The 14,112-nt window shown below is 44.1% G+C and carries 15 protein-coding genes; 8 read left to right on the forward strand and 7 right to left on the reverse strand.

The genetic code is table 11. The features are described 5' to 3' along the window. Window positions 1–54: 54 nt before the first annotated feature. The 3 genes from BM090_RS13175 to BM090_RS13185 all read right to left on the reverse strand — a co-directional run bounded on the left by BM090_RS13175 (window position 55) and on the right by BM090_RS13185 (window position 3,147). Window positions 55–1,125 carry a M42 family metallopeptidase gene (locus BM090_RS13175; RefSeq protein ID WP_091513917.1) on the reverse strand — a complete coding sequence of 357 codons (1,071 nt, stop codon included), beginning with the start codon at window positions 1,123–1,125 and terminating at the stop codon, window positions 55–57. 101 nt (window positions 1,126–1,226) lie between these two features. Further along, on the reverse strand, window positions 1,227–2,150 hold the full coding sequence (locus tag BM090_RS13180) for a helix-turn-helix domain-containing protein (RefSeq protein ID WP_091513921.1): 924 nt from the start codon (window positions 2,148–2,150) through the stop codon (window positions 1,227–1,229). Between the two features lie 94 nt (window positions 2,151–2,244). Continuing rightward, window positions 2,245–3,147, reverse strand: coding sequence for an NAD(P)H-binding protein (locus BM090_RS13185; protein ID WP_091513924.1), 903 nt, complete (start codon window positions 3,145–3,147; stop codon window positions 2,245–2,247). 241 nt (window positions 3,148–3,388) lie between these two features. On the opposite strand from BM090_RS13185, the gene BM090_RS13190 reads away from it, so the two are divergent. Together BM090_RS13190 and BM090_RS13195 are read left to right on the forward strand one after the other, a co-directional pair. Continuing rightward, window positions 3,389–4,111 (forward strand): 3-ketoacyl-ACP reductase, encoded by a 723-nt coding sequence (locus BM090_RS13190; RefSeq protein ID WP_091513928.1) that lies wholly within the window; start codon window positions 3,389–3,391, stop codon window positions 4,109–4,111. Window positions 4,112–4,253: 142 nt separating this feature from the next. Further along, window positions 4,254–4,949, forward strand: coding sequence for an IclR family transcriptional regulator (locus BM090_RS13195; protein WP_091513931.1), 696 nt, complete (start codon window positions 4,254–4,256; stop codon window positions 4,947–4,949). Window positions 4,950–5,026: 77 nt separating this feature from the next. On the opposite strand, the gene BM090_RS13200 is transcribed toward BM090_RS13195, so the two are convergent. Continuing rightward, window positions 5,027–5,779, reverse strand: a complete 753-nt coding sequence (locus BM090_RS13200; RefSeq protein WP_091513935.1) for an SDR family NAD(P)-dependent oxidoreductase — start codon at window positions 5,777–5,779, stop codon at window positions 5,027–5,029. A gap of 260 nt (window positions 5,780–6,039) precedes the next feature. Then, on the reverse strand, window positions 6,040–6,678 hold the full coding sequence (locus BM090_RS13205) for a porin family protein (RefSeq protein ID WP_091513939.1): 639 nt from the start codon (window positions 6,676–6,678) through the stop codon (window positions 6,040–6,042). A 165-nt stretch (window positions 6,679–6,843) separates the two neighbouring features. On the opposite strand from BM090_RS13205, the gene BM090_RS13210 reads away from it, so the two are divergent. From BM090_RS13210 to BM090_RS13225, 4 genes are all read left to right on the forward strand, one after another. Further along, window positions 6,844–7,914: a putative type IX sorting system protein PorV2 gene (locus BM090_RS13210; RefSeq protein ID WP_091513942.1), complete on the forward strand. Its 1,071-nt coding sequence runs from the start codon at window positions 6,844–6,846 to the stop codon at window positions 7,912–7,914. A 32-nt stretch (window positions 7,915–7,946) separates the two neighbouring features. Beyond that, window positions 7,947–8,288, forward strand: a complete 342-nt coding sequence (locus BM090_RS13215; protein ID WP_091513945.1) for a hypothetical protein — start codon at window positions 7,947–7,949, stop codon at window positions 8,286–8,288. A gap of 10 nt (window positions 8,289–8,298) precedes the next feature. Beyond that, window positions 8,299–8,976 carry a 2-C-methyl-D-erythritol 4-phosphate cytidylyltransferase gene (locus tag BM090_RS13220; RefSeq protein WP_091513948.1) on the forward strand — a complete coding sequence of 226 codons (678 nt, stop codon included), beginning with the start codon at window positions 8,299–8,301 and terminating at the stop codon, window positions 8,974–8,976. Between the two features lie 101 nt (window positions 8,977–9,077). Then, window positions 9,078–9,806: a DivIVA domain-containing protein gene (locus BM090_RS13225; RefSeq protein WP_091513950.1), complete on the forward strand. Its 729-nt coding sequence runs from the start codon at window positions 9,078–9,080 to the stop codon at window positions 9,804–9,806. Window positions 9,807–9,867: 61 nt separating this feature from the next. Here BM090_RS13225 and BM090_RS13230 read toward each other — a convergent pair whose 3' ends face one another. Beyond that, window positions 9,868–10,806: a LysR substrate-binding domain-containing protein gene (locus BM090_RS13230; RefSeq protein ID WP_091513953.1), complete on the reverse strand. Its 939-nt coding sequence runs from the start codon at window positions 10,804–10,806 to the stop codon at window positions 9,868–9,870. A gap of 108 nt (window positions 10,807–10,914) precedes the next feature. Between BM090_RS13230 and BM090_RS13235 the strand changes: the two genes are divergently transcribed. Next, window positions 10,915–12,450, forward strand: coding sequence for a catalase (locus tag BM090_RS13235; protein ID WP_091513956.1), 1,536 nt, complete (start codon window positions 10,915–10,917; stop codon window positions 12,448–12,450). Between the two features lie 72 nt (window positions 12,451–12,522). Then, window positions 12,523–13,041 (forward strand): ankyrin repeat domain-containing protein, encoded by a 519-nt coding sequence (locus tag BM090_RS13240; RefSeq protein WP_091513959.1) that lies wholly within the window; start codon window positions 12,523–12,525, stop codon window positions 13,039–13,041. Between the two features lie 88 nt (window positions 13,042–13,129). Here the strand turns inward: BM090_RS13240 and BM090_RS13245 are convergent, their stop codons facing one another. Beyond that, window positions 13,130–14,104, reverse strand: a complete 975-nt coding sequence (locus tag BM090_RS13245; RefSeq protein WP_091513962.1) for an AAA family ATPase — start codon at window positions 14,102–14,104, stop codon at window positions 13,130–13,132. Between the last annotated feature and the right edge of the window lie 8 nt (window positions 14,105–14,112).

Genomic DNA, 14,112 nt, shown 5'->3' on the forward strand with positions numbered 1-14,112 from the left:
GCGTTGAGATTTACCTCAATGCCTTTGTTGTCATGCAATGAAACGAATGTTTTTTTATTTGATATAACGGAAATCGTGACCCGCTTTCAGCGACAATAACGTATTGTAAATGAGTTGAATCACGTTTTCTACGTCGTCTTTGTGTACCGTTTCTACCGTCGTGTGCATATACTTGAGCGGCAGCGAGATAAGAGCCGAAGCAATTCCGCCCGACGAATAAGCAAACGCATCGGTGTCCGTGCCTGTGCTACGAGAGGCGGCCATGCGCTGAAACGGAATGTTATTCTGTTCGGCAGCGTCAATAATCATGTCAAGCAAATTATTTTGCACCGCTGGACCATAACTCAACACTGGACCTCTGCCGCAAGCCTGTTCGCCTTGCTCCACGGGTTTGTACATAGGCGAAAGCGTATCGTGGCAAACGTCCGTGATAATGGCAACGTCTGGTTTGATGCGTGCCGCTATCATTTCCGCGCCGCGCAGCCCGATTTCCTCTTGCACCGAGTTTACGATATACAAGCCATAATCAAGTTTTACATTGTTTTCTTTCAGGCGGCGAGCCACTTCCGCAATCATAAAGCCGCCCATACGGTTGTCGAGGGCACGGCCAACCCAAAATTTGTTGTTTAGTTCGGTCAGTTCGTCGTCGAACACGGCTACACAACCCACATGAACACCCAAATCCAAGACTTCTTGTTTGCTTTCGCAGCCCAAATCCAAGAAAATATTATTGATTTTGGGGGCTTCGTCTTTGGCGATGTCGCGCACGTGAATCGCTGGCCAACCAAATACACCTTTTACGATGCCTTTTTTCGTGAAAATATTCACACGCTTGCTCGGTGCGATGAGTGCATCCGAACCGCCATTGCGTTTGAGATATACATAGCCTTTGTCGGAAATATAGCTTACAAACCACGCGATTTCGTCGGCGTGCGCTTCAATTACGACTTTGTATTTTGCTTCAGGATTCACGACCGCAACGGCAGTTCCGTACACGTCCGTGAAATAAGTATCGGTATAGGGTTTGAGATAATCCAACCAAATTTGTTGGCCACTCGACTCAAAACCAGTAGGAGAAGCATTGTTAAGATATTGATACAGAAATGATTTGCTTTGAGCGTCCATAATTGTGTTTTCAGTTAAGTGAACAAAGTACAAGGATACATAGCCTTTCGGTAAAATTCAAGTACAATTTTAACTATCAATACAAATAAAAGCACTGGTATTTAGTTAAACTTTGCTCGAAATTCTAACGGACTCATTTCTGTTTTGTTTTTGAATAATTTGTTAAAAGATTGCGAATGCTCAAAACCCAACTGAAATGCAATTTCATTGACAGAAAGATGCGTAGTGGAAAGCATCTCTTTTGCTTTTTCTATAATTTTTTCGTGAATATGTTGTTGGGTACTTTGTCCTGTGAGTGTTTTCAGCACGGCACTCAAATAGTTTGGTGACATGTTCAGTTCGTCAGCAATTGACTGTACGTTTGGTAGCCCGTGATTAATTAAATAGTTGTCATTGAGTCGGTTGTTTAACAGATTTTCTAATCGCTCAAGAATTTGATGATTGCTTTTTTTCCTCGTAAAAAACTGTCGTTGATAGAATCGCTCAGAATAATTGAGGAGTGTTTCGATGTGTGATACAATGATATTTTGACTAAACTTGTCCGTATTGGTTTGGCATTCTTGCTGAATATTTTGCACAATTGCTTGTAATATTCCTTCTTCTTTTTCGGAAAGAAACAAAGCCTCATTAACGGAATAACCAAAATAATCGTAGTTTTTGATGTTTTTGGCAAGAGAACTATTCCATAGGAAATCAGGGTGAATGAGCAGCATCCAACCCGAACGTTTGGGCACGGGAAGGCGATTGGGTTCAATGCCAAATATTTGATTGGGCGAAATAAAAAACATGACGCCTTCATCAAAATCATAGGCTTGCTGGCCATACTTTAATTTTGCATTGATTCCGCGTTTTACCGAAATTTGATAAAAATCAAAAACCCAATTTTGGGCATTTACTTCTTCTTTACACGCAATAGCACCGTAGTCAATTACGCTAATAAGTGGATTTTCGGGCGGCGGCAAACCTTTTAGCCGATGAAATTCGCTGATAGTTTTTACCCTAAATGGTTGTGGCGACTGGCTCATATTATACAGAAAGAAAAGCCGAAAAATACTACATAAATCCAACTGAATTTCACCCAAATTAAGCAAAATTCAGTTGGGTTGTAGCGATGTTGGATTATGATTGTTTAAATGCGAGGGCAAAATCTTTGGCAAAATCCGATAGTTTTACTTTTCCTAAAACAGGATGATGTTGGTAATAATGCTCATATATTTTTCGAGTTCGGATACTTGCATTCATTTCTACAAAACCTTTTGCTGTTTCGGGGTTCATACCTATGCCAATCATTCGCTGAAGCATTTGTTCATCAGAAACAACAACTCTCTTTAAATCAGGCATTTCTATTGCATTGCCCAGAATAGTAGTTGCTTCGTTGGGCGAAACCTCATCGCTGGCGATATAGCGAAAAGATTTTCCTACAAAAGGAAGTTCCACCTCTTCGGCAATGGTGGCGGCTATGTCCAACGGCGAAACCCAAGGTTCTACTTCATCGCCGCCATAATTGGAAATAATTGTTCCGTTTGCCTTGATGCTGGGGATGTAGGCCAGCATATTATAGTAAAATCCCATCGGGCGCATGAACTTTACGGCTACCTCATCAGGCAACTGGCTAAGCAGTTGTTCTATGTTATAATGAAATACTAAAATTCCGTTTCCTTGTGGTCGGTCTGCCCCAATACTGCTGAGGTGAATGACTTTTTTGACGCCTGATTTTTCAATGGCCTGTTTGTAATTAGCACCTATCTGGGTGAGCAATGCTACGACATCAGTCTGTTGTTCAAAAAAAGCATTTTTTCCGTGCGTTACCATACTGTACACGAGGTCGGCTCCCGCGAAAGTTTGTGTAAGAAAATCAACGTCTAACATGGTGCCAATGGCTGCTTTTGCGCCAATCGACTCAATCTCAGACTGTCGTTCGGGTTGGCTGCTCACGACGGTTACTTCATGGCCTTTTTCAACTAAAGAAATAGCCAATGGCTTACTGATGTTCCCTAAAGAACCTGTTACTACTATTTTCATTTTTAACATCTTTTGGTATGATGCAAAATTGGGCTATAGTTTTCGGACAAATGTATCCGAATCTATGGTTGTAGTAGCTGTTTCTATGTTTTTTAAAATTGCAGTGTTTTAGGCTTAAGAAATAAAATATTCTTCAATGCGGAACATTTAAGCCTTTTATCTCAAAATAGTTGGTTTCTTTTTTGGGTATAATGAATTTTGTGTTCAATAAAAGAGGAAACTATTTTTCTTGACATATAAAATGCAAACATTAAAAGGAAAAACCGCCATTGTTACGGGCGCAGGTAAAGGTTTAGGCCGTGCGATGGCTTTAGAAATGGCCGCCGAAGGCGTTAATTTGGGTTTGATTGCACGTACAGAAGCTGATTTGTTGCGTGTGACTCAGGACGTAAAGGCGCAGTATCCAGAAGTGACGGTTGCTTACGCGGTGGCCGACGTAGCCGAATACGACCAAGTAAAAACGGCGGTTGCTAAGCTCGCCGACGAACTGAAAACCATTGATATTCTGGTAAATAACGCAGGAATCCTCAAAGTTGGTGGCTTTTTGGAGCTGCCAGTAGCCGAATGGGAGCAAGTATTTCGCGTGAATGTGTTCGGAACGTATTATGTAGTGCACGAAGTGTTACCGTATATTTTGCAACAAGGCAAAGGCGACATTATCAATGTGGCCTCTACGGCAGGCTTGAAAGGTAACGCCAAATTGAGTGCTTACGGCGCGTCCAAAGCGGCGGTTATTAACCTGACGGAAGCCCTCATGCAAGAAGTTCGCAAATCCAATATTCGCGTTACGACCATTAACCCAAGCACGATTGCCACGGAAATGACGCTCAATGCCAAATTTACGGACGGAAACGAAGACAAAGTGCTTCAACCCGAAGACCTCGCCGTATTGGTGGTGCATAACCTGAAATTACCGCAAAGAGCTTTTGTAAAAGATTTTGGCCTTTGGTCAACCAATCCGTAACCAGCTAAAAACGGAAGATTTTTTGTAACTCGTAGTACATATCTCAGTGTAGGTATGTACTATTTTTTTAAATAAATCGGAACAAAATGGTGGCAGAGACCGCGCGGCAGTTATTTTTGTTCTGAATAAATGAACTTTGGAGATGATACTATCCGTCAAAAAAGCCATGCTCATCATGGAATATGTCGCCCAAAATGGCAATAATGTTCGTTTGCAAGACATCGTGGACTCGTTGGGCATGGAGAAAACTACCGCCCATAATTTCCTCAAAACATTGCTCGAACTCGGCTACATGGAGCAAGACCAACACAGTCCGCGTTATCGGCTCAGCGACAAAATGTATATGCTCATGCCGCCGCCGTTGTCCGTGCATACGCTCAAACAACGCTTTCGGCCTATTTTGGAAAAAATAACAGAACTTACGGGTGAAACTTCGTACCTCACCGTCCAACTGGGCACGTATATGCGCCACGAACTCAAATGCGACCCAAACAGGTCGGTGCGTATCAGTTTGGAACTGGGAAAAGAGCTGGATATTATGAACTCTGCTTTGGGAAATGTGTTTATGGCGTATTCGGAATATTTGCGGAATACGCTTTTGCGCAATGAGTCCGCCGCACAACTGAGCGTTTGGGACGACCGCTTGGGCAAAGTGTTGAGCAAGGGGTATGCAGAAGATTTTGAACGCCTAGAGAAAGAACTGAATTGTATTGCAGTGCCTGTGTTAGAACAAAATAGGTTGGTGGCTGCGATTGGGGTTTCGGGGCCATCGTATCGTTTTCAGGCCAAAGAAATGCAGCAAGCCGCCGAAATTGTGAGTTCTTTTCTCCAAAAATAGTTAAACCAACGCACATTCTTGTTCATTGATGAATATGTGTTGGTTTAACATAATAAAATTTATTGCAACAAAACGACTTAGATAGCCGTATAACCGCCGTCGGCGATGTAATACGCGCCTGTGCTGAAAGAGGCTTTGTCTGAACTCAAAAACGCTACTAACTCCGCAATTTCTTTCGATGTGCCTAAGCGATTCATAGGGGCTTTGGCGGCGATTGCTTTTTTCGCGGCATCGTCAAGGTGCGTTTCGAGCAAAGGTGTAAGGATATAACCTGGCCCTACGGCATTACAACGAATGTTTTTCTGTGCGTATTCCGCCCCGATGTTTTTGGTAAGGCCAACAACCGCATGTTTGGTAGCTGTGTAAGCCGAACTGTAAGGCGCGGCTACTGTGCCGTGAATAGAGGCAATGTTTACGATGCTACCGCCGCCATTTTTCTCCATTTGTTCGAGTTGGTAACGGCAACCATAAAACACGCCATTCAAATTGATACTGATTACTTTGTTCCAAGCCTCAATGTCGTATTCGCCAGTGAGTTGGGCTGGACCGCCGATACCCGCATTGTTGCAGGCTACGTCCAGACGACCGTATTGCGCTACGGCTGCGGCTACCAATTGCTTATTGTCTTCGGCACTTGACGTGTCCGCTTTGAAAAAAAACGCTTCGCCGCCGCTGCTTTTGATTTCGTTTACTACTTGTTGGCCGCTTGTTTCGTTAATATCCGACACAACTACTTTAGCTCCTTCTTGAGCATACAAAACGGCAATGGCTTTGCCAATGCCTGAACCTGCGCCTGTTACGATGGCGACTTTGTCTTTTAATAGTGACATAACTGGTGTAAAATTAATGTATAATAAATGATAACTAAATGCGCAGTAAGCTATGAGAATAGTTTGTGCATTTATTCCAAAACCAAATTTATTAAAAGTTAGTTTTTCTTGCTTCAAAATAAATCAATGATTTTTACTTTGAAAATATAAATGGTTGATTATCTGTAATCTATGCCAAAAAATATTTTATAAAAAACAAGCTGCATCTCTTTTGACGGAGAATGCAGCTTGTTAAAATACAGGTAAATATTTGTAATGTTTTAACGAAGACTGTACCCAACGCTCAGAATAAATTGCTGATTGTTTTGTTTGAAAGTCGTGCCTTGCGACTGGAAATAGTCATTTTGGAACTGTGTTAGGCTGCCTTCGTAGCGCAAATCCACAAAAATTTTGCTGATGTCCACGCCGATACCTGCCTGATAGCCAAAGGCAAAGGATTTTGCATCGGGAATGGTTTCGTCGTTTACTTTGGAAGAAATATTATAGCTGCCCACGATACCAGCTTGCAAACGGGCTATTTTGCCGAACGGAAACCAGTTGAGCATGACAGGTACGTCCAAACGCGTAAAACGCACTTGTTGCACATCGCCGAGTGCTTGGCCTGTGCTTGCGTCTGTTACTTTGATGTTGCCGCCTGTCGTCGAAAACAAGATTTCGGGTGCAATGGCGTATTGTTGAGAGCGAAAACGCGTAAAAATACCCGCGTGAAAGCCCAAAACAGCATCGCCTGCGCTGTATTTACGCGAATTGATTTGCGATTGTACGTCTTCGATGGTCATGTTGGCATAATTTACGCCCACACGCGGCCCATAAGAAAACTTAGGGACTGATTGTGCCCAAGAGCAGTTCATTAGCCCCAACAAAGTGATTAGTGAGAATAAATGTTTGTAGTGTAGCATACGATTTGAAGAAATAAATATCCAAAATATCCGCAAATTAACACCAAAAAACTATATCGTTTATCTTACATTTGAAGTATATTTTTTTAAATTTTGGGTAAGGCCAGCCGCGTGTATTTGCAATAGCGCGTACACTGTTGTATTATTGTTGTGAGTTTCTGGAATATGAAAAAATTTAGACAAATCACGGCCTTGTTGGTATTAGGCGCAGCCACATTGGCACAAGCCCAAGTTTCGGCACCCAAATACAGCAACGAATTTCTTTCGATAGGCGTAGGGGCACGAGGGCAGGGCATGGCCTCGGCGCAGGCGGCTATTACCGACGACGTTACGGCGGGTTATTGGAATCCTGCGGGGCTTACCAACATTAGCACGCGTTATGAGGCTTCACTGATGCACGCCGAATATTTTGCGGGCATTGCCAACTACGATTATATTGGTTTTGCGACCCAACTCGACAGCCTTAGTACATTGGCCGTGTCGGGCATACGCCTGAGCGTGGACGATATTGCCGACACGCGTTATCTGATTATTGGCGACCAGATAGACTATTCGCGTGTGCGGAGTTTTTCGTCTTCGGACAATGCCGTGTTGGTGTCGTATGCGCGTAAAAATGTGTTTGTCAAGGATTTAAGTATCGGTGCAAATTTCAAAATTGTTTATAGAAACGCGGGAACTTTTGCCAATGCTTGGGGTTTTGGGCTGGACGCTGGGGCGCAATATCGTCGCCGCAATTGGTTGCTTGGCCTGATGGCACGCGACGTAACCAGCACTTTTAACGCGTGGTCTTATAACACTGCTGAACTTGCCGCCGTTTATACCCAAACGGGTAATAAAATACCTGAATCTTCTATCGAAATTACGCTTCCCAAATGGATTTTGGGCGTAGGCCGCGAGCAGAAAATTTACAAAAAATGGGGAATGTTGGCCGCGCTTGATATGGAAATGACTTTCGACGGGCAGCGCAATGCGCCAGTTTCGTCTAAGTTGGTGTCCATTGACCCACGCGCAGGGCTGGAACTGAATTACAACAAAATGGCTTTTGTGCGAATTGGGGCGGGCAACATTCAGAAAATCAAGCAGTTTGACGGAACAAAGAAAGTAACGTTTATGCCCAATTTTGGCGTAGGCATTCGCTACAAACAATTGGCCTTAGACTATGCACTCACGGATTTGGGCAACGAGTCGGAGGCATTGTATTCCAATATTTTTTCAATCAAATTGAATTTTAAATAAAATAATCCATACATCTCATACACCTTTTTCCCATGAAATCATTTATTACAATTCTTGTTGTTTCGGCTGTCTTGCAATGGCTGCTGCCTTATTGGTGGGTAATGGCTCCTGTGGCTTTTTTAGCTGGTTTTTCGTTCAAAAATAGCCCTTTCATCGCCTTTGGGCAGGGATTTTTGGCGATTGCCTTGCTTTGGTTTGGCTATTCGTTGGCCATCGACATTCTCACACACAGTATTTTATCCAAAAAGATAGCTGAAATGATAACGGGTAGCCCCAACCAATGGCTTATTTTGCTGATTACGACGCTGGTAGGGGGTTTGGTAGGCGGTTTTAGTTCGTTGGCTGGCAATTTGTGGAGCAATAAAGTTTCTTAAAAGATTTTTGATGAATAACCGATACGCTGTTATTGTGGCGGGCGGAAGCGGCAGCCGTATGCAAAGCCAAACGCCCAAACAATTTATTGCTGTGCGTCAATTGCCTGTGCTCATGCACACGCTGCACCGTTTTGCGCAACATGTTTTACCCCAAAAGATTCGTTTGGTGTTGCCTGCGGCGCATTTCCAGACATGGAATGAATTATGTGCGCAATATAATTTTTCGTTGCCTGTGCAAGTGGTTGAGGGCGGAAATTCGCGCTTTCAGTCGGTGCGCAATGGCCTGAAAACCATTGAAAACAGCAGTTCGGAAGCATTGGTGGCCATACACGATGGCGTGCGGCCTTTGGTGTCGGGGCAGGTAATTGAGCAATGTTTTGAGCAAGCACAAATTTACGGCAATGCCGTGGCCAGTGTCGCCCTGAAAGATTCTATTCGGCAAATATTGCCTGATGGCGCGTCTCAAGCGGTTGATAGGCAGCTGTTTAGGTTAGTTCAGACACCCCAAACTTTTGCGTTGCCCTTGATTGCGGCTGCGTATGATGTAGAAGAAACGGCTTTTTTTACGGATGATGCCTCTGTGGCAGAAGCCTACGGTGCAACGATTCGGCTCGTAGAAGGCAATTACGAAAACATTAAAATCACGACTCCTGAAGATTTGGCTATTGCCGAAGCATTTTTGAATTAAGGTTTTGTAAAATACTAAAACACTCTATGCAGAAATGGGTATATTTGCGTTTTAATTGAGTACATTTATACTCCATTTCTTCCTTATTGCAACTTGCTGCCATGAAAATAACTCCCTTAGAAATCAGACAGAAAACCTTTGAAAAGAAGTCCTTTGGAGGCTACGATAAAGACGAGGTGCAGGCCTATCTTACTTCGTTGTCGCAGGCGTGGGAACGCGTCATGGACGAAAACAAAGAGTTAAAAATCCGTCTGGAAACTGCCGACCGTGAGGTACAAAAGCTCCGTGAGGTAGAAAGTTCTTTGTTCAAAACCCTCAAAACTGCCGAAGAAACAGGCGCAAATTTGGTGGAACAAGCCAACAAAACGGCTGCCCTCAATATTCGCGAAGCCCAAATCAAGGCCGAATCTTTGCTTAAAGATGCCAAATGGCAAGCCAAATCCATTATAGAAGATGCTGAAAAGCAGGCCAAAGAAATAGAACGCGAATGCAGAGGCATCGAAAATACGCGCGATAATTTTATTGCGGAATTGCGGAATTTGGCTAACGATTTATTGGACAAAGCCGAGCGTTCGCGCCAAAAAGCCCAGCCCACTCATTACGTTTCCCAACCCGAAAGAGAAGCATTTAAAGCCCAGCTACAAGATGTCGAAAAGCCCATCGAAGTAGTAGAAACGCCTATCGTTGCGCCTACGCCAGTGATTGCGGTGGCTACGCCCGAACCTGTGGCCGTGCCAGAGCCGCCAGCCGCCGTATATGTAGCTCCAGAACCCAAAGAAGAAGTGCCCGAAACGAAAAAAGGCGGTTCTTTCTTTGATCAAATAGGTTAATAATCAACAAATTATATGCAAAACTCCCGTATCGTTGCGTCAATGATACGGGTTTTTGTTTTTAGATTTTGGCAATCACCAGTTCGTGTTTTGGGTAGTCGTTGGAAGCTAAATTTTGACTAACAATGCCCGCAATCTCGGCGGTAAGCATCTGAATAATACGCTGTTTGGCAAAAGGCCGAAAGTAAATCAAACTCACTTCGCGCACGGGAATTGGCGCAACAAAATGCCGCACTTTTCGCTTTTTCTCGTTGGGTAGCGTCTGAAAATACAGTTCGGGTATCATCGTAAGGCCGCCAAACTCGTCCACCATGTTGAGCAGTGTTTCAAAAGAATTGGCCTCGAATTTGAAGTTTTCGGGAACATCGCATTTCTTTTTCAGCGAACACAGCTTGATAAATTGCTCGCGCAGGCAATGGCCTTCTTCCATAAGCCAAATTTTGTGATTACGGATTTCGTCGGGGATAATGTATTTTTTGTCTTCCTCAAAATTGCCGTAAACCATCAGGGCTTCATAATACAAAATATTTTCTTCTATATCTTCCAGCCCCAACGGTGTCGCCAAAATCCCCGCATCGAGTTGCCCATCGCGCAACTGCTTGACAATGTGTGCAGTAGTGGTTTCGATGATTTCTATCGAAAGGCTCGGATATTTCTCAATGATTGGCCGAATGATTTTGGGCAATAGCGCATTGGCAATGGTCGGAATAATGCCCACACGAATTTGTCCCGACAGTTCGCCCCGCATATTTTTGGCTTTGTCTTGCAGCAACTGCGTGTGTACGAGCACTTTTTGTGCTTCGGCCAGTATTTCCAAACCCGCGTCTGTTGTTAAAATGGGGTTGTGTTTTCGGTCAAAAATGATAAGCCCTAACTCATCTTCTAACTTTTTTATCATAAAACTGAGCGTGGCTTGCGTTACGTTGCAATGCGCCGCCGCTCGGCTAAAGTTTTTGAGTTGATGTACGGCCAGAATATATTCTAATTGCTGAATGTTCATGTGTCTGTATTGATGAAATCTATTACAAATATAGAAAATTTTAGTTTTATCAATAATTATAAAGATTATACTTTTGTCTCAATAAGTTTAATCAACAGATAAAATACCATGAATAAGCATTATATCTTTGGTGCGATGCTTTTGCTAACCAGTTCGTTAGCCTTCGCACAACAAAAACCTTTGACTACGAACACGGGCGCACCTGTCGGCGACAACCAAAATTCGGTAACCGTTGGCCAAGATGGTCCCGTATTGTTGGAAGACATTCACTTGATTGAAAAATTGGCTTCTTTCGACCGCGAACGCATTCCCGAACGTGTCGTGCACGCTCGCGGCGCGGGTGCTTTCGGCGAGTTTGTGGCGGCTGCGGATATGTCGGCCTACACCAAAGCCAAATTTTTGAGCCAAGCAGGTAAAAAAACACCTGTGTTTGTGCGTTTTTCAACGGTTGTACACGGAAACGGCTCGCCTGAAACCTTGCGCGACCCGCGTGGTTTTGCTACCAAATTTTATACCGAAGAAGGAAACTACGACATTGTAGGCAACAACTTGCCTGTGTTTTTTATCCGCGATGCTATCAAATTCCCTGACATGGTGCACGCTTTCAAACCTTCGCCGATTCTGAACAAGCAAGACCCAGCGCGTGTGTTTGACTTTTTCTCTCATCAACCAGAAGCAACGCACATGCTTACTCGCGTGTACTCGGACTACGGGATTCCTGCCTCGTATCGCGAAATGAACGGCTCAAGTGTCCATGCGTTTAAGTGGATTAATGAAAAAAATGAAGTCGTTTATGTGAAATACACTTGGAAAAGCAAACAAGGCGAACGTAACCTAACAATGGCCGAAGCGGCGAAAGTGCAAAGCCAAGATTTTCAGCACGCAACCGTTGATTTGTACACCAATATCAAAAAAGGAAATTTCCCGCAATGGGATTTGTATGTACAAGTTCTGAAGGCTTCCGAATTTGAAAAACTGGATTTTAATCCATTGGATGCAACCAAAACTTGGAACGAAAGCGTAGCCAAATCCATGTTGGTAGGCACAATGACGCTCAACAAAGTGCCAGACAACTACTTTGATTCGGTGGAACAATCGGCATTTTCGCCAGGTACTCTAATCCCAGGTGTAGAGGCTTCGGAAGATAAATTGTTGCAAGGCCGTTTGTTCTCGTACTTTGATACACAACGCTACCGCATCGGCGCGAATTTCCAACAGTTGCCAGTGAATGCGCCAAAAGTGGCCATCAACAGCAACAACCAAGATGGCGCGTTGAGCAACAAAGGCAAAAGCTCGGATACCAATTACCAACCATCACGCAACGACAATCGCCCAGACAATGCGGCCTACAAACATTCTTCGGCGCGTTACGGCGATGTGGCCATTACGCAGGCGCGTATTTCTAAGCCAAATAACTTTAAGCAAGCAGGCGAATTTTATAGAAGCCTCGACGAAACCAACAAAGCCAACCTTATCAAAAACTTGGTAGCGGATTTGGGTCAGGTACAAAACCGCGAGATTCAGAAGATAATGACGGGTTATTTCTACATGGCCGATAGCGATTACGGCAAACGCTTGGCCAAAGAACTCAAACTTACGCGCGAGGAAGTGGAAGCAGCTTTGCAAAACGCACAAAAACAATAAAACATAATTCACTCGGCGGGGGAGTTGCTACGGTTTCTCCCGCCGATTTTTAGTTACTAAATCATCATAACAATGAAAAAATATCTTTTGTTAATCATTATTGAACTGCTTTCTTTCCAGTTCATTTTTGCGCAAACCAATGTGTTTGACGCTGCTCGAACCAATGATGTATCCGTTGTCAGTCAGTATGTTAGCTCCAAACAAAATATTGATACACTTAATAAAGCTGGCCATAGTTTGCTGATTTTGGCAGTTTATAACAATGCTTTTGATGTAGCCAAAATCTTGTTGGAACAGAAAGCGAATATTGAACTTCAGGACGCAACAGGCAATTCGGCACTGATGGGCGCGAGCTTCAAAGGTTATACGCCAATGGTGGAATTGTTGTTGGCGCATGGCGCAAACCCGAATTTGCTTAATTATAACGGCGCAACGGCTTTGTTTTTTGCGGCTACTTTCGGCCATGAATCCATTGCAAAAACATTACTTGCGCACAAAGCCGATACCAAAATCCGTGACCGATTCGGCAAGAAGGCCGTAGATTATGCCCTTATCCAAGAAAATGAAGCGTTGGTGGCTTTATTGAAATAAAAAGACATTATGATTTATGAGTGCAATAAAAAAGGAGAAAACCGTATGTGTCGGCTTTCTCCTTTTTTGTTTTTTATATAAAATGCTGTTAGCGAGGTACTTCTATTCCGTCCAGAATTTGCTTGATTACGCCGCCAATCGTTGTGCCGTCCATTTCGCGTTCGGGCGTGAGGGCAAGCCGATGGCGCAACACAGGCGTAACCACAAACCGAATATCGTCGGGCGTTACAAAGTCGCGGCCACGCAGCGCGGCAATGGCTTTGCTGGCGTTGAGAATGGCCAGCGAGGCACGTGGCGAAGCTCCCAAATAAAGGGCTGGGTGTTGGCGCGTTTGGCTTGTAATTTGGGCAATGTACTGAATAAGAGGCTGTTCGATGTGGATTTCTGCCGCTTTTTGCCGAAACTGCACTAACGCTTCTTTGCTCAAAACGGGTTTTATTTCGGATAAAGGCGTGTTGCCTTTGCGGGCGTTGGCCTGTACCAAAATCTGGGTTTCTTCCGCAAGCGAAGGATATTCTACCGAAATTTTGAACAAAAAACGGTCGAGTTGGGCTTCGGGTAGGCGGTAAGTTCCTTCTTGCTCAATGGGGTTTTGGGTGGCCAGCACCATAAAAGGCGGTTCTAACATATAAGTTGTGCCATCTACGGTTACTTGGCGTTCTTCCATTGCCTCAAAAAGAGCGGATTGCGTTTTTGCGGGAGCGCGATTTATCTCGTCGATGAGGACGATGTTAGCAAAAATAGGACCTTGTCTAAACTCAAAATCTGCCGTTTTGCTATTGAAAATCTGCGTCCCGATTACGTCGGAAGGCATCAGGTCGGGCGTAAATTGAATACGTGCGTATTGTGCCGAAATGCCTGCAGCGGTGAGCTTGGCGGTAAGTGTTTTGGCCACACCGGGCACGCCTTCGATGAGTACGTGTCCGTCGGCGAGCATGGCCGCCAAAATCAATTCTATCATTTCGCTCTGACCCACTACAACTTTGCCGATTTCGGCGCGTAGTTGCTCGGCGGCTTCACGCAAGGAAGCAAGGTCTATTCTATTTCCAAAAACTGGCTCCATTCAAATTT

This window comes from Flexibacter flexilis DSM 6793 (assembly GCF_900112255.1).
Classification (GTDB): Bacteria; Bacteroidota; Bacteroidia; order Cytophagales; family Flexibacteraceae; genus Flexibacter; species Flexibacter flexilis.

Excerpts from the sequence above, each read along its gene's own strand:
- BM090_RS13190 (WP_091513928.1), top strand. The coding sequence starts at position 3,389 with ATGCAAACATTAAAAGGAAAAACCGCCATTGTTACGGGCGCAGGTAAA.
- BM090_RS13215 (WP_091513945.1), top strand. The coding sequence starts at position 7,947 with ATGAAATCATTTATTACAATTCTTGTTGTTTCGGCTGTCTTGCAATGG.
- BM090_RS13240 (WP_091513959.1), top strand. The coding sequence starts at position 12,523 with ATGAAAAAATATCTTTTGTTAATCATTATTGAACTGCTTTCTTTCCAG.
- BM090_RS13245 (WP_091513962.1), bottom strand. The coding sequence starts at position 14,104 with ATGGAGCCAGTTTTTGGAAATAGAATAGACCTTGCTTCCTTGCGTGAA.
- BM090_RS13210 (WP_091513942.1), top strand. The coding sequence starts at position 6,844 with ATGAAAAAATTTAGACAAATCACGGCCTTGTTGGTATTAGGCGCAGCC.
- BM090_RS13185 (WP_091513924.1), bottom strand. The coding sequence starts at position 3,147 with ATGAAAATAGTAGTAACAGGTTCTTTAGGGAACATCAGTAAGCCATTG.
- BM090_RS13235 (WP_091513956.1), top strand. The coding sequence starts at position 10,915 with ATGAATAAGCATTATATCTTTGGTGCGATGCTTTTGCTAACCAGTTCG.
- BM090_RS13225 (WP_091513950.1), top strand. The coding sequence starts at position 9,078 with ATGAAAATAACTCCCTTAGAAATCAGACAGAAAACCTTTGAAAAGAAG.
- BM090_RS13175 (WP_091513917.1), bottom strand. The coding sequence starts at position 1,125 with ATGGACGCTCAAAGCAAATCATTTCTGTATCAATATCTTAACAATGCT.
- BM090_RS13180 (WP_091513921.1), bottom strand. The coding sequence starts at position 2,150 with ATGAGCCAGTCGCCACAACCATTTAGGGTAAAAACTATCAGCGAATTT.
- BM090_RS13220 (WP_091513948.1), top strand. The coding sequence starts at position 8,299 with ATGAATAACCGATACGCTGTTATTGTGGCGGGCGGAAGCGGCAGCCGT.
- BM090_RS13200 (WP_091513935.1), bottom strand. The coding sequence starts at position 5,779 with ATGTCACTATTAAAAGACAAAGTCGCCATCGTAACAGGCGCAGGTTCA.
- BM090_RS13230 (WP_091513953.1), bottom strand. The coding sequence starts at position 10,806 with ATGAACATTCAGCAATTAGAATATATTCTGGCCGTACATCAACTCAAA.
- BM090_RS13195 (WP_091513931.1), top strand. The coding sequence starts at position 4,254 with ATGATACTATCCGTCAAAAAAGCCATGCTCATCATGGAATATGTCGCC.
- BM090_RS13205 (WP_091513939.1), bottom strand. The coding sequence starts at position 6,678 with ATGCTACACTACAAACATTTATTCTCACTAATCACTTTGTTGGGGCTA.